At 32.4% G+C, this 20672-nt stretch carries 21 protein-coding genes; 9 read left to right on the forward strand and 12 right to left on the reverse strand.

Features of this window, described 5'->3' with window-relative positions:
- Positions 1 to 3 precede the first annotated feature (3 nt).
- The 7 genes from NAT47_RS00985 to murI all read left to right on the forward strand — a co-directional run bounded on the left by NAT47_RS00985 (position 4) and on the right by murI (position 7566).
- On the forward strand, positions 4 to 888 hold the full coding sequence (locus tag NAT47_RS00985) for an NAD kinase (protein ID WP_250579536.1): 885 nt from the start codon (positions 4 to 6) through the stop codon (positions 886 to 888).
- 120 nt (positions 889 to 1008) lie between these two features.
- Positions 1009 to 1692 carry a type IX secretion system protein PorG gene (gene porG, locus NAT47_RS00990; RefSeq protein WP_250579537.1) on the forward strand — a complete coding sequence of 228 codons (684 nt, stop codon included), beginning with the start codon at positions 1009 to 1011 and terminating at the stop codon, positions 1690 to 1692.
- Between the two features lies 1 nt (position 1693).
- On the forward strand, positions 1694 to 2437 hold the full coding sequence (locus NAT47_RS00995; RefSeq protein WP_250579538.1) for an isoprenyl transferase: 744 nt from the start codon (positions 1694 to 1696) through the stop codon (positions 2435 to 2437).
- Complete coding sequence (locus tag NAT47_RS01000) at positions 2367 to 5060, forward strand: BamA/OMP85 family outer membrane protein (protein WP_250579539.1); 2694 nt, start codon at positions 2367 to 2369, stop codon at positions 5058 to 5060. The genes NAT47_RS00995 and NAT47_RS01000 overlap by 71 nt, the downstream gene beginning before the upstream one ends.
- A gap of 110 nt (positions 5061 to 5170) precedes the next feature.
- Complete coding sequence (locus tag NAT47_RS01005; protein ID WP_250579541.1) at positions 5171 to 6184, forward strand: OmpH family outer membrane protein; 1014 nt, start codon at positions 5171 to 5173, stop codon at positions 6182 to 6184.
- Positions 6185 to 6208: 24 nt separating this feature from the next.
- Positions 6209 to 6715 carry an OmpH family outer membrane protein gene (locus tag NAT47_RS01010; protein WP_250579543.1) on the forward strand — a complete coding sequence of 169 codons (507 nt, stop codon included), beginning with the start codon at positions 6209 to 6211 and terminating at the stop codon, positions 6713 to 6715.
- Between the two features lie 71 nt (positions 6716 to 6786).
- Complete coding sequence (gene murI / locus NAT47_RS01015; protein WP_250579545.1) at positions 6787 to 7566, forward strand: glutamate racemase; 780 nt, start codon at positions 6787 to 6789, stop codon at positions 7564 to 7566.
- Positions 7567 to 7568: 2 nt separating this feature from the next.
- On the opposite strand, the gene NAT47_RS01020 is transcribed toward murI, so the two are convergent.
- Positions 7569 to 8081 carry a gamma carbonic anhydrase family protein gene (locus NAT47_RS01020; protein ID WP_250579546.1) on the reverse strand — a complete coding sequence of 171 codons (513 nt, stop codon included), beginning with the start codon at positions 8079 to 8081 and terminating at the stop codon, positions 7569 to 7571.
- 63 nt (positions 8082 to 8144) lie between these two features.
- On the reverse strand, positions 8145 to 9134 hold the full coding sequence (locus NAT47_RS01025) for a PorP/SprF family type IX secretion system membrane protein (protein WP_250579547.1): 990 nt from the start codon (positions 9132 to 9134) through the stop codon (positions 8145 to 8147).
- Positions 9135 to 9422: 288 nt separating this feature from the next.
- Between NAT47_RS01025 and NAT47_RS01030 the strand changes: the two genes are divergently transcribed.
- Positions 9423 to 10322: a NifU family protein gene (locus NAT47_RS01030; RefSeq protein WP_250579548.1), complete on the forward strand. Its 900-nt coding sequence runs from the start codon at positions 9423 to 9425 to the stop codon at positions 10320 to 10322.
- Positions 10323 to 10384: 62 nt separating this feature from the next.
- Here NAT47_RS01030 and fabD read toward each other — a convergent pair whose 3' ends face one another.
- The 9 genes from fabD to NAT47_RS01075 form a co-directional block, all read right to left on the reverse strand.
- Complete coding sequence (fabD, locus tag NAT47_RS01035) at positions 10385 to 11254, reverse strand: ACP S-malonyltransferase (RefSeq protein WP_250579549.1); 870 nt, start codon at positions 11252 to 11254, stop codon at positions 10385 to 10387.
- Positions 11255 to 11314: 60 nt separating this feature from the next.
- A complete protein-coding gene (locus NAT47_RS01040; RefSeq protein ID WP_250579550.1) occupies positions 11315 to 11839 on the reverse strand; it encodes an NADPH-dependent FMN reductase in 525 nt (174 codons plus the stop codon).
- 6 nt (positions 11840 to 11845) lie between these two features.
- Complete coding sequence (locus NAT47_RS01045) at positions 11846 to 12058, reverse strand: hypothetical protein (RefSeq protein WP_250579551.1); 213 nt, start codon at positions 12056 to 12058, stop codon at positions 11846 to 11848.
- The gene (locus NAT47_RS01050) at positions 12058 to 12339 is read right to left on the reverse strand and encodes a GNAT family N-acetyltransferase (RefSeq protein ID WP_250579552.1); all 282 of its coding nucleotides are present in this window, start codon (positions 12337 to 12339) and stop codon (positions 12058 to 12060) included. The genes NAT47_RS01045 and NAT47_RS01050 overlap by 1 nt, the downstream gene beginning before the upstream one ends.
- A gap of 44 nt (positions 12340 to 12383) precedes the next feature.
- Positions 12384 to 13097 carry a pirin family protein gene (locus NAT47_RS01055; protein WP_250579554.1) on the reverse strand — a complete coding sequence of 238 codons (714 nt, stop codon included), beginning with the start codon at positions 13095 to 13097 and terminating at the stop codon, positions 12384 to 12386.
- 78 nt (positions 13098 to 13175) lie between these two features.
- A complete protein-coding gene (locus NAT47_RS01060) occupies positions 13176 to 13751 on the reverse strand; it encodes a Crp/Fnr family transcriptional regulator (protein WP_250579555.1) in 576 nt (191 codons plus the stop codon).
- A gap of 73 nt (positions 13752 to 13824) precedes the next feature.
- Complete coding sequence (locus tag NAT47_RS01065; RefSeq protein ID WP_250579557.1) at positions 13825 to 15696, reverse strand: peptidase U32 family protein; 1872 nt, start codon at positions 15694 to 15696, stop codon at positions 13825 to 13827.
- A 169-nt stretch (positions 15697 to 15865) separates the two neighbouring features.
- Positions 15866 to 17050 (reverse strand): pyridoxal phosphate-dependent aminotransferase, encoded by a 1185-nt coding sequence (locus NAT47_RS01070; RefSeq protein ID WP_250579559.1) that lies wholly within the window; start codon positions 17048 to 17050, stop codon positions 15866 to 15868.
- A gap of 57 nt (positions 17051 to 17107) precedes the next feature.
- Positions 17108 to 18202 (reverse strand): fatty acid desaturase family protein, encoded by a 1095-nt coding sequence (locus NAT47_RS01075; RefSeq protein ID WP_250579561.1) that lies wholly within the window; start codon positions 18200 to 18202, stop codon positions 17108 to 17110.
- A gap of 108 nt (positions 18203 to 18310) precedes the next feature.
- Between NAT47_RS01075 and rsmG the strand changes: the two genes are divergently transcribed.
- Entirely contained in the window at positions 18311 to 18940 is a 630-nt protein-coding gene (gene rsmG / locus NAT47_RS01080) for a 16S rRNA (guanine(527)-N(7))-methyltransferase RsmG (RefSeq protein ID WP_250579563.1), read from the forward strand.
- A 103-nt stretch (positions 18941 to 19043) separates the two neighbouring features.
- On the opposite strand, the gene pruA is transcribed toward rsmG, so the two are convergent.
- Complete coding sequence (gene pruA, locus NAT47_RS01085; protein WP_250579564.1) at positions 19044 to 20669, reverse strand: L-glutamate gamma-semialdehyde dehydrogenase; 1626 nt, start codon at positions 20667 to 20669, stop codon at positions 19044 to 19046.
- Between the last annotated feature and the right edge of the window lie 3 nt (positions 20670 to 20672).

Here is a 20672-nt window from a genome sequence, read left to right on the forward strand (position 1 = left end):
ACAATGAAAATAGCATTATTTGGCCAATATTATCAAACAAGTACAGCAGAAACGGTACAGAAAGTGCTTTCGTTTTTAGAATCAAAGCAAATTGAAATCGCTTTTGAATCACATTTTTTAGCTATTCTTAAAGAAAAAAATATCGTTACAAAAAACTACGAAACCTATTCCTGTCACAAAACACTAAATAATGATTTTAAAGCTTTAATAAGTATTGGTGGAGACGGAACTATTCTAAAAGCAGCCACTTTTGTTAGAGATAAAGATATCCCAATAATTGGAATTAACGCTGGAAGATTAGGTTTCTTAGCAACGATTCAGTTTGATAACATCGAGCCTCTTTTGCAAAAACTATTGGATAATGATTATGCTATTTCAAAACGTACTTTACTAAGTGTTCAAACTACACCAGAATATGAAAATTTTTGTGAATTAGATTTTGCTTTGAATGAAGTTACAGTTGCTCGAAAAGATACAACCTCTATGATTACAATCGTGACCTATTTAAATGGAGAGTATTTAACCTCTTATTGGGCAGATGGCTTGATTATATCTACTCCAACGGGTTCTACAGGATATTCATTAAGTTGTGGAGGACCTGTTCTTACGCCGAATGTTGAAAGTTTAGTTATAACGCCCATGGCACCGCATAATTTAAATGCAAGACCGTTAGTGATTACAGATGATACCGAAATTGAACTAAGAATATCTGGAAGAGAAGAGCAATTTTTAGTTTCATTAGATTCACGAATTTCTGCAGTTTCAAAGGAAACGGTTGTCAAAATTAAAAAGTCGCCATTTACAATTTCAATTATAGAATTTAAACAAGAATCTTTTTTAAATACTATTCGTAAAAAGTTGCTTTGGGGTGAAGATAAAAGAAATTAATTACCTTACTTATATTATTTTTCATTTTTCAACGTTTTTAATTACAATTAAATGACAAAAAAAATCCTTAAAATAGGGATAAGAAGTCAATATTGTTATATTTGCAAACTATTTAAAAAAATGAAGCACTTTTTAATTTTTACATTGCTGATTTTCTGTGGCTTTAATTCTTATTCTCAAATTAATGAATTGGGAATATTTGCTGGGGGTGTCAATTATATAGGAGATGTTGGTCCAACGGATTATGTTGCGCCAAACAAAGCTGCTTTTGGTGTTTTATATAAATGGAACAGAAGTCCAAGGCATGCTTATAGATTTTCTTATACTCAAGGAAACTTAACTTCTAATGATGTTGATAGTGATGTGCCAAGTCGATACTTGAGAGGGAATTCATTTGAAAATAGTGTAAAAGAATTTTCTGCGGGATTAGAATTCAATTTTTTAGATTTTGATCTCCACAGTGGTGATCATAAAATATCACCATATGTGTATTCAGGTCTTAGTTATTTTGTTTATGACGAAATTTTCATTCTTGACAAAAGTAGCAAAGAGGATTATCAAAGTAGTACATTTGCTATACCTATGGTAGTTGGAGTAAAAGCAAGATTGTTCGAAAGATTTGTTTTGGGGGCGGAAGTAGGTTTTAGATATACTTTTACTGATAATTTAGATGGTAGTAATCCTAAAAATGATAACTTTGAAACCTTGCGTTTTGGAAATAAAAACAGCAATGATTGGTATGTTTTTACGGGATTAACATTAACCTATATTTTTGGTAAAAATCCGTGTTTTTGTGCAGAATAAAATGAAATTATTAGAAAAAATAAATAAAGAGCAACTTCCACAACACCTAGCCATTATTATGGACGGAAATGGGAGATGGGCTAAACAAAAAGGGATGCTTCGGGCTTTTGGTCATGAAAATGGAACTAAGTCGGTAAGAGTAACTGTTGAAACATGCGCAAAACTTGGAATTAAAAACTTGACTTTGTATGCGTTTTCAACAGAAAACTGGAATCGTCCAAAAGTTGAGGTTGATACTTTAATGAAGCTTTTAGTTTCTTCTTTAAAAAAAGAAATTAAGACTTTACAATCGAATAATATTAGATTAAATGCTATTGGAAATTTAACAAATTTACCATCAGGTGTACAAAAAGAACTGCAAGAAGTAATTGAAAAGACAACCGAAAACACTAGAATGACGCTTACTTTAGCTCTTAGTTATGGTTCTCGAGAAGAACTCATTCAAGTTGTTAAAAAAATTGCTAACAAAGTTAAAAATAATATAATTTCCGAAGAGGCTATTGATGAATCAATTATTAATCAGCATCTTTACACACACAATTTGCCAGATGTTGATTTGGTTATTAGAACAAGTGGTGAGCACAGAATAAGTAATTTTTTACTTTGGCAAATAGCTTATGCTGAATTCTATTTTACAGAAGTGCTTTGGCCTGATTTTACGGAAAATCATTTGTATGAAGCAATTATTAGTTATCAGAAACGTGAACGCCGATTTGGAAAAACAAGCGAACAAATTATACCTTAGAAAAATGTTGAAAAAAGGATTACAATTATTTACATTATTAACAATATTATTTAGTTCTTCGCTTTTTGCTCAAGAAACAAATTTAGAAAGTGGTAAATCATATATATTAGCGAAAATAAACGTTACAGGAAAAATTAGTTACAATGAACAAACAGTAACTACTTTTACTGGTTTGGAAAAAGGACAAGAAATCATTGTCCCTGGAGAAGACATAAGTAGTGCCATAAAAAAATTATGGAAATTAGGTTTGTTTTCTGATGTTAATTTTTACGTAAATGAAATTAAAGGAGATAGTATTTACCTTGAATTAAATATTAATGAATTACCTAAGTTATCTGATATTAAGATTCAAGGTGTTAAAAAAGGTAAAGTTGAAGAATTAATCAAAGAAGCAGACCTTAAAAAAGGAAAAATTGTTAATGAGAATTTAATTACTACAACAAAAAATTATTTCGAAAACAAATACAAGAAAGAAGGTTTCTACCAAACAAAAGTTTCTATTAACACTATTCAGGATAGTTTAGAAACAGAAGTAAAAATGGTGGTAAATATTGATAAAGGCGAAAAAGTAAAAGTTAGAAGAATTGTTTTTGAAGGAAATGATCAAGTAAGTGATGCTAAGTTAAGAAAAGCCTTTAAAAACACCAAGCAGCGCAATCCCATTCGTATATTTAAGCGTTCAAAATATATTAAAGATAAGTACAAAGAAGATTTAGTTTCTGTTGTTGATAAGTACAAAGAAAGAGGAAATCGAGATGCGCGTATTATTTCTGATTCTGTTTCTTATGATAAAAAATCAAATACTGTATCTATTAATGTAAAATTAGAAGAAGGAAGAAAATATTATTTTGGTGATATTCGCTATTTAGGAAATACTGTTTATACTGACAATCAATTAAATTCTATATTGGGAATTAAAAAAGGGGATGTTTATAATGGTACTATCCTTCAAAAAAGAATAGCAGATCAGTCGAAGCCTGATGGTGAAGATTTGACGAATTTATACCAAAACAACGGATATTTATTCTCTAGCATCAATCCAGTTGAGGTAAAAACAGCTAACGACACGATTGATTTTGAAATTAGAATTACAGAGGGACCAATTGCGTATTTTAATAAGATTACTGTAGTTGGAAATGACAAAACGAATGACCATGTAATTTATAGAGAATTAAGAACTAAGCCGGGTCAAAAATATAGTAAAGAAGATTTAATTCGTTCTATTCGAGAAATTGGTCAGTTAGGATTTTTCGATCCTGAAGCAATTAAACCTGATTTTAAAAACGTAGATCCACAAGCTGGAACAGTAGATATTGAGTTTAATGTTGTAGAGAAAGGATCTAGTCAAGTGGAACTTCAAGGGGGTTATGGTGGAGGAGGCTTCATCGGAACACTTGGTTTATCATTTAATAATTTTTCTGCACGTAATATGTTTAAAAAAGATGCTTATAAACCACTTCCTATGGGAGATGGACAAAAAATGGCATTGCGATTACAAGGTAGTACTTATTTCCAAACGTATAGTTTGTCATTTTCTGAACCTTGGTTTGGAGGTAAAAAGCCAGTAAGCTTTTCTTCATCAATATCTCACAGTAAGCAGTTTTTGTATAACTACAGAAGCAGAGCCGTAAATCGTAGTCAAAGTTTTAACATTACCTCATTATCGATTGGTTTGGCAAGACGTTTGACGGTTCCTGATGATTATTTTGTATTGTCACAAGCCTTATCTTTTCAGTATTATGATTTGAATAATTACAATACCGGATTGTTTACTTTTGGGAATGGTTCTTCTAAAAACTTAGCTTACACAATTGCATTGAGTAGAAATAGTAAAGGTGTTAATCCAATTTTCCCAACTACTGGATCTGAGTTTACGGTATCTGGTAAATTTACATTACCTTATTCATTGTTAAATGGTGTTGATTACGCTAATCTAGGTAATCTGCCAGAATACAAAGTAAGAGCAATTGTAGCAGGTGAAGCTCCTGATGGTACTAACTATCCTGCAGGTTCATACCTTAATAGTCAAGGCTATCCTGTAGATAACCCTGCAGATGCGGCAGTAGACCAAGGTAAGGTAGATCAAAAGAAATTTAATTGGTTAGAATACTATAAAATTAAATTTAAGGCCGATTGGTATACTAGAGTTTATGAAAAATTAGTTTTAAGAACTAATGCTGAATTTGGTTTTATGGGAGCCTATAATTCTCAAAGAGGTTTAGTTCCATTTGAGAGATTTTTCCTTGGAGGTGATGGTTTAGCTAATTATGCATTAGATGGACGTGAAGTTATTCAGTTGAGAGGGTATCCAAATAATTCCCTGTCTTCTCAAGATGGTGGAACAGTTTATAATAAGTTTTCGTTAGAATTGAGATATCCGATAACAATGAGTCAATCAGCCTCTATTTATGCCTTATCATTCTTAGAAGCGGGTTCAGCTTTTGATGAATTTAGAGATTATAATCCATTTAAATTACAACGTTCTGCAGGATTTGGATTACGTGTGTTCATGCCTGCTTTCGGATTGTTAGGTATTGATTTTGCACATGGTTTTGATGCTGTTCCTGGTGAAACAGTTAAGAGTGGTTGGCAAACACACTTTATTATTGGACAACAATTTTAAGATTTGTTAGTACTTTTTTGTTAAATTCGTAAAAATAATTTTGTTCTAATTGCGTTTGGTAATAAAAGTCAATCGGAGTCAAAAGATTCAACGACCAAAAAACAACTAAAATGAAAAAACTACTTTTTATCCTTGCATTAATTTCTGTAACATCTTTTGCTCAAACCGCAAGAGGAGTTAGAATTGGATATATTGATATGGAATATATCTTAGAAAAAGTTCCTGATTATGCTGATGCTTTAAATCAGTTAGAACAAAAAGCCCAAAAATGGAAGCAAGAAATAGAAGTAAAAAGGATTGAGATTACAAAGTTAAAAGACGCCTTAAAAACAGAACGAGTACTTTTAACAAAAGAATTAATTGAAGAAAGAGAAGAAGAAATAGCTATTTCAGAGCAAGAACTTTTAGATTATCAAGAAAAAAGATTTGGGCCTAAAGGTGATTTAATTATTCAAAAGTCAGTTTTAGTTAAGCCTATTCAAGATCAAATTTTCACGATAGTTCAAGATGTAGCTGAGCAAAGAAAGTACGATTTTATTTTTGATAAATCATCTGATTTAACGATGTTATTCGCTGCCCAGAAATATGATATTAGTGATTTCGTTGTAAGAAAATTGAGTGCTTCTCAAAAGAGAGAAGAAATGTCTAAAAAACAATTTAAGGCACTAGAAGCTAAAGAAGCATTAGAAGAGTCTCTAGAAGAAAATCCTGCATTTACAGAAAGACAAAAGATTTTAGATGAGAAGAAAGCAGCTAGGGCAAAACTTATCGAAGAACGCAAGTTAGCGAATGAAAAAAAGAAAGCTGATGCCGCTGAGAAAAGAAAAAAAATGATTGAAGAACGTGATGCTAAAAAAAATGGCACAGTAATTGAAAACAATTCTTCGGAAGAGAATAAAAATAATTCAGATGAAGTAAAAAAGAATACTAAAGCAATCGAAAAAGAGAATACAACTACTAAACCTACTGCAGCAGAAATTAGACAAAAAGCAATTGACGATAGAAATAAAAAACTAGAAGATCGTAAAAAAGCTTTAGATGAAAAAAAGAAAAAAATAGCAGAAGATAAAGAAGCTGCCAAAAAGGCAAAAGAACAAAAAACAGAAACAGAGAATAAAAATTAAATAACTTAAATTTTACAATTAAAAATGAAACAATTAAAAACTTTAGCAATTGCAATCGTACTTTTTATTGGAACTCAGGTTTCAGCTCAATCAAAAGTGGCGCATATAGACGTACAAGCTTTAATGACAGCTATGCCTGAAATGAAAGCAGCACAAGATCAAATGAAAAAAATTCAGGAAACATATGACAAGGATTACAAAAATATGGTAACTGAATATCAAACTAAATTGCAAAAGTATGAGCAAGAATCAGCTACAGCGGGTGATGCATTGAATGAAACTCGTACCAAAGAAATGCAAGATATGGGAAATCGTATTCAGCAATTTCAACAAACAGCGCAAAAAGAATTAGGTCAAAAAGAAATGGACTTAATTAAGCCAATTATGGAGAAAGCTCAAAAAGCAATTCAAAAAGTAGCTAAAGCAAAAGGAGTAAACTATGTATTGGATGCTACAACTGGTTCAGGAGTTCTATTTGCAGAAGGTGGAATTGATTTACTAGCGGATGTTAAAAAAGAATTAGGATTTTAATAAATAAAAATCTTTTTTAAAAACTGCTCAGTCTTGTTTAAGATTGAGCAGTTTTTTTTATTTTTGTTTTAATGAACAAAGAAAACCCTATAGGATTATTTGATTCGGGAGTAGGAGGAACTTCTATCTGGAAAGAGGTTCATGCTCTGTTGCCTAATGAAAATACAATTTATCTTGCAGATAGTAAGAATGCGCCTTATGGGATAAAATCTAAAGAAGAAATAATCTTTTTAAGTTCTAAAAATACCGAGTTTCTTCTTGAGCAAAATTCTAAAATTATTGTAGTGGCTTGTAATACAGCCACAACTAATGCAATCAAAGAACTTAGAGCAAAGTATGATGTCCCTTTTATAGGAATAGAACCTGCTATAAAACCTGCTGCACTTCAGTCCAAAACACAAACTATAGGAATATTAGCTACAAAAGGAACTTTAAACAGCGAGTTATTTCATAAAAGTGTATCCAATCATCCAGATGTTAAAATTATTGAGCAAATAGGTCATGGTTTAGTTCAGTTGATTGAAAATGGTGATATTAACACACCAGAAATGGAAGAGCTTTTGAAGAGTTACCTAATTCCGATGGTAGAAAAAAATATTGATTATTTGGTTTTAGGATGTAGTCATTATCCTTATTTGATTCCACAAATTAAAAGACTTATACCTTCCCATATTAAAATTATAGATTCTGGAGAAGCTGTAGCAAAGCAAACAAAAAGAATATTGGAGTCTTTGAATTTAATTAATGGTTCAAATAAAAAAAGCTCGCAAATATTCTACACGAACAGCGAGCCTGAAGTTTTACAAAAGCTTTTAAATTACGAGCAAAACGTGGTTTATAAGAGTTTTTAAATTTATTCTTTAAACCAACTTGAATACATTACATAGTTGTTGGATATGCGTTCAATTTCACCTGCAAAGTCACTTTGATTAATATCTTTTACTTTTTTAGCAGGAATACCTGCATAAATACAACCCGATTCTACTACAGTATTTTGTGTAACTACTGAACCTGCTGCAATAATTGAATTGCTTTCAATAACGCAATTATCCATTACTATGGCCCCCATTCCTATTAAAACATTATCATTTACCACACAACCATGAACTATAGCATTGTGGCCAATAGAAACATTATTGCCTATTATGGTAGGATGTTTTTGATAGGTACAATGAATAACAGCTCCGTCTTGAATGTTTACCTTATTTCCTATGGTAATGGAATTAACATCACCTCTAATTACAGTATTAAACCAAACACTACAATTAGAGCCAAAAGATACTTCACCAACAATTGTTGCATTTTCTGCCACATAACAATCCTCAGGAATTTGAGGATATTTACCATTAACTTCTTTAATTAGCATAATTTATTTTTAAAAAAAATGTCCCGAATAACCGGGACAAATATATTTGTTTTTTTCTTAAAATTAATTAACAGCTGGGCAGTTACAATCCCATTGCTTGTCTTTGCAGAATATATTTATACCTAAAGTGATCTGATGAAAACCACCATTGTCAAATTTAATATCTCCCATAACATGAGAATATGTATAAGACAACATAAATTTATCATAATTAATACCTACAATAGGTGATATCCATTGTAGATTTTGTTTTCCACCAGAATACTCAGCGCTATCAATACTTCTTCTGTATGACAAAGCACCCCAAACTCTACCAAAATCTAAGCCTTTATATACTTTTAAGTTTAAATCTATCGAAGATTCTTTAGTTTCTGAAATTCTTTGATACATTAAAGATGGCTCAAAAAGAATTCTAGATTCATCACCAAAAGTAGCTCCAACACTCCATAAAAGTTTACTTAAATTATCAGATTCAAAACCTTCAGAGTATAATTCTCTTCTTTGACTAGCTAAAAAGTTCTTAACGGTTACGTGTGTAAAGAAATCTAAATAGAAATAAGAAATACCTAAATCTACGTTAAAGTAGGCATCTTTTTGAATCACACCAGGAACAATAACTGGATCATTTCCAGTAAATGTAGATCCATCTAAAGTACTTTGTACAAATGCTGTACTTAAACCAAAAGATAATTGATTTAAATCAATAGTATTTCTCGAAAATCTTAAGTGATGAGCATACGTTAATTTAGCACCTTTTTGTGAGTGATATCCATTTTTATCATTAAACATAATCATACCAATTCCTGATATTCCTTCTTCACCCAAAGATGTGTTGAAACTAGCAGTTTGTAATGAAGGCGCTTCGTCTTGTCCGAACCATTGTTGGCGTCCAGTTAATCTTATTTTGCCACAATTTGCAGCTCCTGCCATTGAAGGATGAATTAAATAGTAATTATCAGATAGATAATCAGTGTAAACAGCTATTCCTTCTTGCGAAAAAGAAAATTGTGATAGTATAAATGCTAATATTAAATAACTTTTTTTAAAATTCATTTTAGTTATTGTTTGGTGTAAATAAAATCTGATAACTATCTCTTTAGTTAAAGTGTAACAAAATATTTTTTATTACGAACTTGCCAAAGATATAAATTTTTGGTATTCTTTTTCAATTCGTCTTAAATATTATTTTTTTTTGAACAAAAAAAATGAAATTTAAAGGGAAAGTGGTTTTTAAAAAGAATTATTTCCATAATAATTAATAAAAAGTTAAATAATAAATCTCTCTGAATAAAACTTTACGTTACATTTTTTTTAGTTTGTATCTTTGAAAAAAATTAAAAAATGAAAGTTACAGATATTAAAAACACCAATAATCCATCAATTTTGAAATTTGAATTGGATGAGATTATAAGTAGAACTGAAAATTTTGAGTTTAAAAATATTGATGAAACAAAACGTTCTCCTTTAGCAAAGCAGCTTTTCTTTCTGCCATTTGTGAAAACAGTTTATATTTCCGCAAACTTTATAGCAATAGAAAAATTTTCAATTGTAGAATGGGAAGATGTAAAACAGGATGTTGCTGATCAAATAAATGAATTTATTTCAAACGGTGGCATAGTAATTACAGAAGATGAAAATAAGGGAAAAAAAGTTCCCACTACCGTTTATGCTGAAACTACTCCAAATCCCACTGTTTTAAAATTTGTTTGTAATAAATTGTTAACTAAAACAGCTCTTGAGTGCAAAAATATCGATGAAACTTTAGCTTCACCATTAGCAAAAGAATTATTTAAGTTTCCTTTTGTTAAAGAAGTTTTTATCGACGAAAATTATATTTCTGTAACAAAGTTTGCTGTAACTGAGTGGGATGAAATTACTTTAGAATTAAGAACTTTCATTAAAGAATATATTGAAAATGGTAATGAAGTTATTGATGAAAGCGCAATTGTAAAAACTGATATTCATCAAAAACAACAAGAAGCTTATTTTGATGCATTGGATGTTACTTCTCAACAAATTATCAATATTATTGAGGAATATGTAAAGCCTGCCGTTCAAAGTGATGGAGGAAATATCATGTTTGAATCTTTTGATCCAGAAGAAAAACGAGTAAAAGTAGTTTTACAAGGTGCTTGTAGTGGTTGTCCATCTTCAACTTTTACTTTGAAAAATGGCATTGAAAACATGTTGAAGGACATGCTTAAAGATAACGAAATTAAAGTTGAAGCTATAAACGGATAAGCTTAATTAAATAAAAAAGGGATGATTTAATCATCCCTTTTTTATTTGTTGTTCTATTTATTTTACAACGAAATTGTTTCAATTTCTTTGTTAATTTTATTAACCAATCCAACTAATACTTTACCTGGGCCAACTTCTGTAAAGCTTGTAGCTCCATCGGCAATCATTTGTTGTACCGATTGTGTCCATTTAACTGCTCCGGTTAATTGCAAAATCAAGTTTTTCTTAATTTCTACTGCATCAGAAACAGCGTTTGCTGTAACATTTTGATATACCGGGCAAGTTGGAGTAGAAAAAGTTGTCGCTTCTATAGCTGCTGCTAATTCTTCTCTAGCTGGTTCCATCATCGGTGAGTGAAAAGCACCGCCTACAGGTAAAATTAACGCACGTTTTGCGCCAGCTTCTTTCATTTTTTCACATGCTAATTCTACAGCTTTGTACTCTCCAGAAATTACTAATTGACCAGGGCAGTTGTAATTTGCAGCTACTACAACGCCATCTATTGAAGCGCATATATCTTCTACAATTTTATCTTCTAAGTTTAACACGGCTGCCATAGTAGAAGGCATAATTTCACAAGCTTTTTGCATGGCCATAGCTCTTTGAGAAACTAATTTTAATCCGTCTTCAAAAGATAAAGTGCCATTTACAACCAAAGCAGAAAATTCTCCTAAAGAATGCCCCGCTACCATATCGGGTTGAATATTTGAAACTTTTGCCAAAATAACCGAGTGTAAGAAAACCGCTGGTTGCGTTACTTTAGTTTCTTTCAATTCTTCAGCAGTTCCTTCGAACATAATATCTGTGATTCTAAAACCTAAGATTTCGTTCGCTTTTTCGAATAATTCTTTTGCCAAAGGTGAGTTTTCATATAAATCTTTACCCATTCCTGTGAATTGAGCGCCTTGACCTGGAAATACGTATGCTTTCATAAATTTTGTTTCAAGTTTAAAATTTCAAGTTTTTCTTGAATGGCAAAAATAACATTTTTATTAGAATTCGATTGAATTAACAATTTTTACGAATTCATTTTTTAATTCTTCGTTAGTAATTCCTTTTTCAGCATCGAAATTCTCCCCGAAACTTGGTAATGAAAAACTTCCTTTAATAATTCCTCCTTGAAATGGGAATCTGTTTTTTGCAATTTCTAAAACCGTACTTCCTCCTCGTGGTCCAGGAGATGTAGCCAATAAAAACATAGGCTTGTCTTGAAATACGTTCATGTTAACTCTTGAAGTCCAATCGAAAATATTTTTAAAAGCCGTAGCATAAACGCCATTGTGTTCTGCAAATGAAATAATGATTAAATCTGCTGTTCCTAGTTTGTTGTAAAAGTCATGAGCTAGCTGTGGAATGCCGTTTTTTTCTTTATCAATTGAAAAAATAGGCATTTCATAATCGTTTAAATCTAAGATTTCAATTGAAGTATTTTCAAATTGATTTGCGGCATAAGTTGCCAATTGTTTATTAATCGAAGTTTCACTATTTGAAGCTCCAAACGCAATTATTTTCTTCATTGTATTTTATTTGTTAAGCCAATTTCCTGAAATTTTACGCAATATGGGTAATGATACGAAAATCATTAAAGGAACTAATATTCCCATCATGATTAAAGTTTTTATAGGTAAAGGCAAGTTGTTAATTTTATCGCTAATTAGATAAGTTAATAATGTTATTGCCGGATATATAGCAATCCAAACCATAACGGAAAATTTCCATTTAGGAGTTTGTTTCATTATAATACGTCGGTAAATTCTGGAGTTTTATCAAAAACACTTTTTGCAAACGGACACAAAGGCACAATTTTGATACCCTTTTCTCGAGCAAATTCCACTGCTTTTAGTACCATTTTTTTACCAAAACCTTTTCCTTCGTTCCCTGGATTTACTTCGGTATGGTCGATAATGATTTTATCTTCGCCAGCAAAAACAAAGGTCATCATTGCTTCTTGTTTGCCTTCTACTTCAATGTAAAAAGCGCCTTTGTTGTCGTTTATTTTAAGTTGTACTTCACTCATGATTTAATTTTTTACTGCGACTGACTACTGCGACTGCTAACTAATTATTGTTCCATCGGAATTTCCATCACTAAAAATTTAGCATTAGAATTCGCTTTAATTTCGATTTCATTGGTTTCCCAAATTCCTATGGCATCTCTTTTTTCTAATTTTTGACCGTTAACATTGATTTCTCCTTCAATATTCATGATGTAAAAACCATTTCCTTCTTTTTTAAGTGCCAATTTTTTTGAAAAATCAGCATCAAAATCACTTAAATAAAACCATGCATCTTGATGAATCCAAACACCGGCATCATCTGGATTTGGGGATAAGATTTGAGCAAAATCATTTTTCTCTAATGATTTGTCTAAAGTAATTTGCTGATAACGAGGCTCTACATTTCGATATTTCGGAAATAACCAAATTTGGAATAATTTTGTGTGTTGGTCAGCATTAGGATTGAATTCACTATGAAGAATTCCTGTTCCAGCGCTCATTACTTGAATGTCACCACTTTTTATAGTTGTACCATTTCCCATACTATCTTTATGAGCTAAATCGCCTTCTAGGGGAATCGTAATGATTTCCATATTGTCGTGTGGATGTGTTCCAAAACCCATTCCTCCAGCAATAGTGTCATCGTTTAGAACACGTAACATTCCAAACTGAATTTTTTCAGGATTATACCAATTGGCAAAACTAAAACTATGATAAGCATTTAACCAACCATGATTAGCATGACCTCTTTCGCTTGATTTGTGAAATATAGTTTTCATATTAAGTAATTTTAGTAATTATTATGATACAAATTTACATCCATGAATAGGGAAGAGTACTTAACCTAGATTAAGAAATTATTTTTTTAGCAAACGAGCTTTCATCTTACTGAAAAATTCGGGTGTAACGCCAATGTAAGATGCTATGTGTTTTTGTGGGATTTTTTGAATTAAGCTTGGGTATTTTGAACAAAATTTCTCAAAGCGTTCTTCAGCAGTTAAGCTCAAATTATCCATTAAGCGTTCTTGATGTGCTACTAATGAGTTTTCCGCTAAAATTCTAAAAAAACGTTCTAATTTTGGAATTTCTTGATAAAGTTGCTGTTGATTTTCTTTGGTGATAATTACTACTTCGGAATCTTCTAAAACTTCGATAAATAAGTTGCCAGGTTTTCCCGAAATATAACTATACATATCACCAATCCACCAACCTTCGCAAGCAAAATGTAATACGTGTTCGATAATGTTATCATTAATATTGAAACTTCTCAAAATTCCGGAATTCACAAAATACGTGCAAGTCGCCACTTCGCCCGCACTCAATAAAATGGTTTTAGCTTTGAATTGTTTGGTTTCAGTTTTAGACAAAAACAACTCTTGCTCTTCAGGAGTTAGCGTAACATGTTTGGCGATATTTTCTAAAATAGATTGCATTACTCCAAAAATACAATTTAATTTTGGGATTCCAGAAACAAAAAAACCGATGCATTACACATCGGTTTCTATATTAATGAAAGTGATCTTCTTCAATTTCAAATTCGGCATCTTTTTCCCAAATTTCCATTTCACAAGGTTTACAATTGAATTTTAATTTGTATTCCAATTCGCCTTGTTTTAAAACTAAAGGTTCTTTTAGCTTTTTGTCCATGTTTTCACGATGGTATTTTGGACAACGTTCTAATTCGTATTTGATGCAATATTTAGTGGTCATTACACGAGATTTTCCTGGATCCCATTGCAATTCAAACGCTTTTTCAATTTCGGTTACACCATGACGTTCGTAAAATTTACGAGCCGTTTTATTAGCTACATTGTACATGAAATCCAATTTTGTTTCTGGATATGGATGCGATGTTTTTACCAATTGGTGTTCTTTACGAACATAATTTTTCAAACGAATTTCCGATAATTGTTCGTAAACCGTTCTTCGCATTTCGTTGATTTTTGAAATCGGAAGGAACCAATTTTCAGAGAATATAACTGAAATTTCATCAGCAGTATAAGGCGTAAATCCTGTTTTAGCCAATTGCGTTTTGATATTTTCTTCTATAGATTCGTTGTTTTTAGTACGCTCTTTTGAATGCTCTAATTTAACAACACTTACATTTCCATCTTCATCGGTTGCAATTAATTCGAAACCATTTTCGTTTTCAGTCATCAATAAAGTAGTGCTGATTTTTCGAACTGCACTATCTTCTCGTTCTACTAATTTGATGAAAGCCGCATCATTATTTCTATAAATGAAAGTACCTTCTTTGATTTCTTTCAATACGTTTGGATATACAATTCCATTTTCTACTTTGTTTACGTAAATACCTTCGGCTTCGTTATTGGCGTTGATGTAGCATAAACCATCACCATTATTAAGTAATTCACCGTTTTCAATTACATAAGAATTCCCAACCGTTTTTATTAATTTACCAATATATTGCCCTTTTGATTTTGGACTTTCCCAAGAACCAATGGCTTGATGTCTTTCGTTAACGAAATAATCAGTATAACCACGATTGAAGGTTCTGTTTAAAGCCGCATCAAAAGTGTAAGTACAACTTCCCGAAGAAGCTTTAGTGTATTTATCGCTGTTTTTTTCTAAGAAATCATCTAACTTCTGACGTAAATAAGAAACGTTGTTTTTTACATACACCACATCTTTTAAACGCCCTTCAATTTTAAAAGAAACAATACCCGCTTCAATTAAATTTGGAATTTGGTCCGTGACATCAAAATCTTTAATCGAAAGTAAATGACTATTTCGAATTAAAGTATCGCCATTTCCATCAATTAAATTATAAGGTAAACGACAATTTTGTGCACAAGAACCTCGGTTTGCCGAACGTTCGCCATTAGCAACACTCATATAGCAATTTCCGCTAAACGAAACACACAAAGCACCTGTTACGAAAAATTCTAATTCTACATCCGTAGACTGGCTAATTTCTTTGATTTGGTGTAAGTTTAACTCACGTGCCAAAACCACTCTTTGGATTCCTGCATCAGCTAAGAATTTAATTTTATCGGCATCACGATTATTGGCTTGTGTGCTCGCATGAAGTGCAATAGGAGGTAACTCCATTTCCATAATCGCCATGTCTTGAATGATTAAAGCATCAACTCCAGCATCGTATAATTTCCAAATCAACTGACGACACGTTTCTAATTCATCATCGTATAAAATAGTGTTGATTACCACAAATACCTGAACATTATACAAGTGCGCATATTGAACAAGTGCCGCAACATCTTCTAGCGAATTATGAGCATTTGAACGCGCTCCAAATTGTGGTGCTCCAATATAAACCGCATCGGCACCTGCGTTGATTGCAGCAATACCAGTTAGTAAATCTTTTGCTGGAGCTAAAATTTCAATCTTCTTCTTCATTTCTAAATCTTTAATCTTTCGGGATTTGCCGAAAAAAAGTGTGCAAAGTTCTTATAAAAAATCCAAGATTTCTAATTCGAGTTCGCTTTTTTTGAATTTAGAGCATAAAAAAACACGAATTGGTCTAAATTAATAAATCAATTCGTGCTAATTTGTATTTTAATTTTGTTTAAGAAACCGCTTCTTTGATTCTTCTCATTGCTTCTGTTAATAAAACTTCGCTTGTAGCGTATGAGAAACGAATACAATTTGGATTTCCAAAAGCATCACCAGTTACAGTCGCCACATTTGCTTCTGCTAATAAGAACATTGAGAAATCTGTAGCGTCTTTGATTAACTGCCCTTTTAAAGTTTTTCCGAAGAAATAGGATACATCTGGGAATACATAAAAAGCACCTTCTGGAACATTCAATTTGAATCCTGGAATTTCTTTCACCAATCCAACAACTAAGTCTCTACGGTTTTTGAAAGCAGAAACCATTTCGTTTAATACACTTGGATCAGCTTCAACAGCAGTAATTGTAGCTCTTTGTGCAATAGAATTGGCTCCAGAAGTTACTTGTCCTTGAATTTTTGTACACGCTTTTGCAATGAATTCTGGCGCTCCGATATAACCAATTCTCCAACCTGTCATAGCGAATGCTTTCGCAACTCCATTAACCGTGATCGTTCTGTCAAACATGCCCTGAATAGAGGCAATACTGCAAAATGTTCCTGAGAAGTTAATGTGTTCGTAGATTTCGTCAGAAACTACATATACGTGTGGATGTTTTTCTAAAACTTTAGCTAAAGCTGTTAGTTCTTCACGATTGTAAACCGAACCACTTGGATTACAAGGTGAACTGAACCACATCATTTTTGTTTTTGGTGTGATAGCAGCTTCTAATTGTTCTGGTGTAATTTTGAAATCACTTTCAACAGAAGTAGGAACTTCAACTGGAACTCCACCAGAAAGTTTAATAATTTCGAAATACGAAACCCAATATGGAGCTGGAAGAATTACTTCGTCGCCTTCGTTTAACATTACTTGTGCAATGTTGTATAAGGATTGTTTTGCTCCTGTAGAAACTACAATTTGGGATGGTTTGTAATCTAAATTATTATCTCTTTTGAATTTTTTGCAAATCGCCTCTTTCAATTCTAGGTAGCCTTCTACTGGAGTATACGTACTATAGTTTTCATCGATAGCTTTTTTTGCAGCTTTTTTGATGAATTCAGGAGTGTTGAAATCTGGTTCTCCTAAACTAAGGCTGATAATGTCTTTTCCTTGTGCTTTTAATTCTCTTGCCAAAGCCGCCATTGCTAAAGTTTGAGAAACGGCTAAGTTGTTGATTCTGTCCGATAACGGGTTCATTGTGTGTTAGTTATTATAGTTAATACAAAAGACGCGATTCCTCGCGTCTCTTCTTTATTATGCTAATTGTGGTTTTCTTCCTAATTCTCTCAAATGCTTGAAGTGAGAAGCGATGGCTGCTCGAGTCGTTTTGAACTCGTGATACGGCAAGTTACATTCTGCAGCAGTTTGTTTTACAATTTCTGCAATCTTATCGTAGTGAATGTGACTGATATTCGGGAAAATATGATGTTCAATTTGGTGATTTAATCCACCTGTATAATAATTTACAATCCAGTTTTTAGGAGCAAAGTTAGCTGTTGTGAACAATTGGTGAATGGCCCAAGTGTTTTCAATTTCTCCGTTTTCATCTGGCATTGGATTTACGGTGTCTTCTACAACGTGTGCTAATTGGAAAACAACACTTAGGATTAAACCTGCAGTGTAATGCATTACAACAAAACCTAAAAGAACTTTCCACCAAGTTACGCCAAATACAATTGGTAAAACAATCCAAATAGAGAAATAAATTAACTTCGTTATGATTAAAGTGGTCCATTGAAAAGCTGGACTTTTTGCTTCACCATATGATAATTTTCTTTTTAAGTAACGTTTCATCTGTAAGAAATCAGTTGTGATTGCCCAGTTGAACGTTAATAATCCGTATAAGAAAACAGAATAATAATGTTGAAATCTGTGGTGACTGTACCATTTGGCTGTTTTAGAAAAACGTAAAATTCTTCCCGCTTCTAAATCTTCATCATGGCCTATGATGTTCGTATATGTATGGTGTAATACATTGTGTTGTACTTGCCAGTTGTACACATTTCCAGCTAAGATGTAGATACTTCCGCCCATTAATTTGTTTACCCAAGACTTGGTTGAGTAAGCACCGTGATTTCCATCGTGCATTACATTCATTCCAACTCCTGCCATTCCAATTCCGATTACTACGTTTAATAATAAATATACCCAAAACGGCATATCCATAGCTAATAGGAAGAAATAAGGTGTTAAGAAAAGACCGAACATTACAATTGTTTTTAAATGTAATTTCCAGTTTCCAGTTTTGTTGATTTTATTTTCTTTGAAATAGTCGTTTACTCGTTTATTTAAAGTTCTGAAAAATTTCAGATTGTCCTCTTTTGAAAAAATCGGGGTTGTGGTATTCATATATTGTGTATTCAAATTTCGTCAAAGATAATTATTATAATTTTTTCATTTATGATATTCGTCATTTTTTATTCACCAAAAAGCGTATTTTTGTGTAAAATTTAACGAATGGAAGAAATTTTAAAGCAATTTCCTAATTTGACTGAAAATCAAATACTTCAGTTTCAAAAATTACAAGGTTTATACGAAGATTGGAATGCCAAAATTAATGTGATTTCACGAAAAGATATCGACGAATTATATACACGACACGTTTTACATTCACTTGGGATTGCAAAAATTATTGATTTTCGTCCAGGTTCTAAAATTATGGATGTAGGAACAGGTGGTGGTTTTCCTGGAATTCCATTAGCAATTTTATTTCCAGAAGTTGATTTTTATTTGATTGATGTAATTGCAAAGAAAATCAAAGTTGTGAATGAAGTGGCATCCGGTTTAGGATTAAAAAATGTAAAAGCCGAACAAAAACGTGCCGAATTAGTCAAACAAGAATTCGATTTCATCGTTAGTCGTGCTGTAACCAATATGCCTGATTTTGTTAAATGGGTAGATGATAAAGTTTCAAAAAAACAAAACCACGAATTAGCCAACGGAATTTTATACCTAAAAGGCGGTGATTTAACCGAAGAATTAAAGGATTTTCCAAAAGCAACACAATATAATTTATCTGATTTCTTCTCAGATGAGTTTTTTGAAACTAAGAAAGTGGTGCATTTGCCTTTGAAGTATAAGAAGTAAGTGAATAGTGAATAGTGAATAGTAATTAGTTAATAGCTACATAAAAACAAAACCCGATTCTCACATGAAAATCGGGTTTTTTATTTCTACTTCGTATTTCGGATTAACCTAAAAACGGATATTTATAATCTTCTGGTGTTACGAAAGTTTCTTTAATAGTTCTAACAGAAGCCCAACGCAATAAGTTTTGTGCAGACCCTGCTTTGTCGTTAGTTCCAGAACCTCTTGCTCCTCCAAATGGTTGCATTCCTACAACAGCACCTGTTGGTTTATCGTTGATGTAGAAGTTTCCAGCTGCATTTTGTAAGGCAACGGTTGCTTCTTCCACCGCATAACGACATTGGCTAAATACTGCACCTGTTAAAGCGTATTCTGAAGTTTCGTCAACTAATTTTAATGTTTCAGACCATTTTGCGTCTTCGTAAATATAAATGGTAACTACTGGTCCGAATAATTCGGTTTCCATAGTAGAGTATTTTGGATTTGAAGTTAAAATAACTGTTGGTTCAATGAAGTACCCTTTTGATTTATCGTAATTTCCTCCCATGATAACTTCTGAATCACTATCGTTTTTAGCTTGGTCAATGTAACGCGCTAATTTATCAAATGAAGCTTCTGAAATAACTGCTGTAATGAAATTACTCATATCTTCTGGAGAACCCATTTTCATTGAAGCTAAATCTGCTTCTAAATTAGACTTAACTGCTGGCCATAAACTTTGTGGAATGTAAACACGAGAAGCTGCACTACATTTTTGTCCTTGGAATTCAAAAGCACCACGAGAAATTCCGGTTGCTACTTGTTTTGCATTAGCTGATGGATGTGCAATGATGAAATCTTTTCCACCTGTTTCTCCAACGATTCTTGGATAGGTTTTGTAAGTTGCAATGTTATTTCCGATAGTTTTCCAAATGTCATTGAAAACACCAGTCGAACCTGTAAAGTGAACTCCAGCTAAATGTGGGCTTGATAAAACCACGTCAGAAACCATTCCAGAATCACCCATTACCATGTTGATAACGCCATTTGGTAAACCTGCCTCTTTGAAAACTTGCATAATTACATTAGCAGAATATACTTGTGTAGCAGCTGGTTTCCAAACTACCACATTCCCCATTAAAGCTGCACTTGAAGGTAAATTTCCTGCAATAGCGGTAAAGTTAAAAGGTGTAATTGCATATACGAAACCTTCTAATGGTCTGTATTCAACACGATTCCACATATCTGAAGTTGAAGCGGGTTGATCTGCATAAATTTTTGTCATGAATTCTACGTTATAACGTAAGAAGTCAATCAACTCACAAGCTGAGTCAATTTCTGCTTGGTGAATTGTTTTTGATTGTGCAATCATAGTTGCTGCATTGATTTTAGCGCGGTATGGACCAGCTAATAATTCAGCCGCTTTTAAGAAAATACTAGCACGATTTTCCCAAGCCATTGCCGCCCATTTTTTACGAGCTTCTAATGCTTCGGTAATTGCTTTTTCAACTAAAGCTCTGTCTGCTTGATGATAAACACCTACAATGTGTTGGTGATCATGTGGGGCTGTCATATTTTTGGTATCGCCAGTTTTAATTTCTTCGCTACCTATATATAATGGAACTTCAACTTGAGAATTCCACATCATTTTGTATGTTTCTGCAACTTTTGCTCGTTCAGGAGAACCTGGAGCGTAAGATTTTACGGGTTCGTTTACCGCCTTTGGGACATTAAAAAATCCTTTTAACATGGT

Origin of the sequence: Flavobacterium fragile, from assembly GCF_023634865.1 — a bacterium.
GTDB lineage: Bacteria > Bacteroidota > Bacteroidia > Flavobacteriales > Flavobacteriaceae > Flavobacterium > Flavobacterium fragile.

Coding starts and splice junctions, on each gene's coding strand:
- NAT47_RS01060 (WP_250579555.1), bottom strand. CDS start 13,751: ATGCAATCTATTTTAGAAAATATCGCCAAACATGTTACGCTAACTCCT.
- NAT47_RS01000 (WP_250579539.1), top strand. CDS start 2,367: ATGAAGCAATTATTAGTTATCAGAAACGTGAACGCCGATTTGGAAAAA.
- NAT47_RS01065 (WP_250579557.1), bottom strand. CDS start 15,696: ATGAAGAAGAAGATTGAAATTTTAGCTCCAGCAAAAGATTTACTAACT.
- NAT47_RS01020 (WP_250579546.1), bottom strand. CDS start 8,081: ATGCTAATTAAAGAAGTTAATGGTAAATATCCTCAAATTCCTGAGGAT.
- NAT47_RS00985 (WP_250579536.1), top strand. CDS start 4: ATGAAAATAGCATTATTTGGCCAATATTATCAAACAAGTACAGCAGAA.
- NAT47_RS01050 (WP_250579552.1), bottom strand. CDS start 12,339: ATGAGTGAAGTACAACTTAAAATAAACGACAACAAAGGCGCTTTTTAC.
- murI (WP_250579545.1), top strand. CDS start 6,787: ATGAACAAAGAAAACCCTATAGGATTATTTGATTCGGGAGTAGGAGGA.
- NAT47_RS01070 (WP_250579559.1), bottom strand. CDS start 17,050: ATGAACCCGTTATCGGACAGAATCAACAACTTAGCCGTTTCTCAAACT.
- NAT47_RS01045 (WP_250579551.1), bottom strand. CDS start 12,058: ATGAAACAAACTCCTAAATGGAAATTTTCCGTTATGGTTTGGATTGCT.
- NAT47_RS01025 (WP_250579547.1), bottom strand. CDS start 9,134: ATGAATTTTAAAAAAAGTTATTTAATATTAGCATTTATACTATCACAA.
- NAT47_RS01010 (WP_250579543.1), top strand. CDS start 6,209: ATGAAACAATTAAAAACTTTAGCAATTGCAATCGTACTTTTTATTGGA.
- NAT47_RS01055 (WP_250579554.1), bottom strand. CDS start 13,097: ATGAAAACTATATTTCACAAATCAAGCGAAAGAGGTCATGCTAATCAT.
- pruA (WP_250579564.1), bottom strand. CDS start 20,669: ATGTTAAAAGGATTTTTTAATGTCCCAAAGGCGGTAAACGAACCCGTA.
- NAT47_RS01005 (WP_250579541.1), top strand. CDS start 5,171: ATGAAAAAACTACTTTTTATCCTTGCATTAATTTCTGTAACATCTTTT.
- NAT47_RS01075 (WP_250579561.1), bottom strand. CDS start 18,202: ATGAATACCACAACCCCGATTTTTTCAAAAGAGGACAATCTGAAATTT.
- porG (WP_250579537.1), top strand. CDS start 1,009: ATGAAGCACTTTTTAATTTTTACATTGCTGATTTTCTGTGGCTTTAAT.
- fabD (WP_250579549.1), bottom strand. CDS start 11,254: ATGAAAGCATACGTATTTCCAGGTCAAGGCGCTCAATTCACAGGAATG.
- NAT47_RS01030 (WP_250579548.1), top strand. CDS start 9,423: ATGAAAGTTACAGATATTAAAAACACCAATAATCCATCAATTTTGAAA.
- NAT47_RS01040 (WP_250579550.1), bottom strand. CDS start 11,839: ATGAAGAAAATAATTGCGTTTGGAGCTTCAAATAGTGAAACTTCGATT.
- NAT47_RS00995 (WP_250579538.1), top strand. CDS start 1,694: ATGAAATTATTAGAAAAAATAAATAAAGAGCAACTTCCACAACACCTA.
- rsmG (WP_250579563.1), top strand. CDS start 18,311: ATGGAAGAAATTTTAAAGCAATTTCCTAATTTGACTGAAAATCAAATA.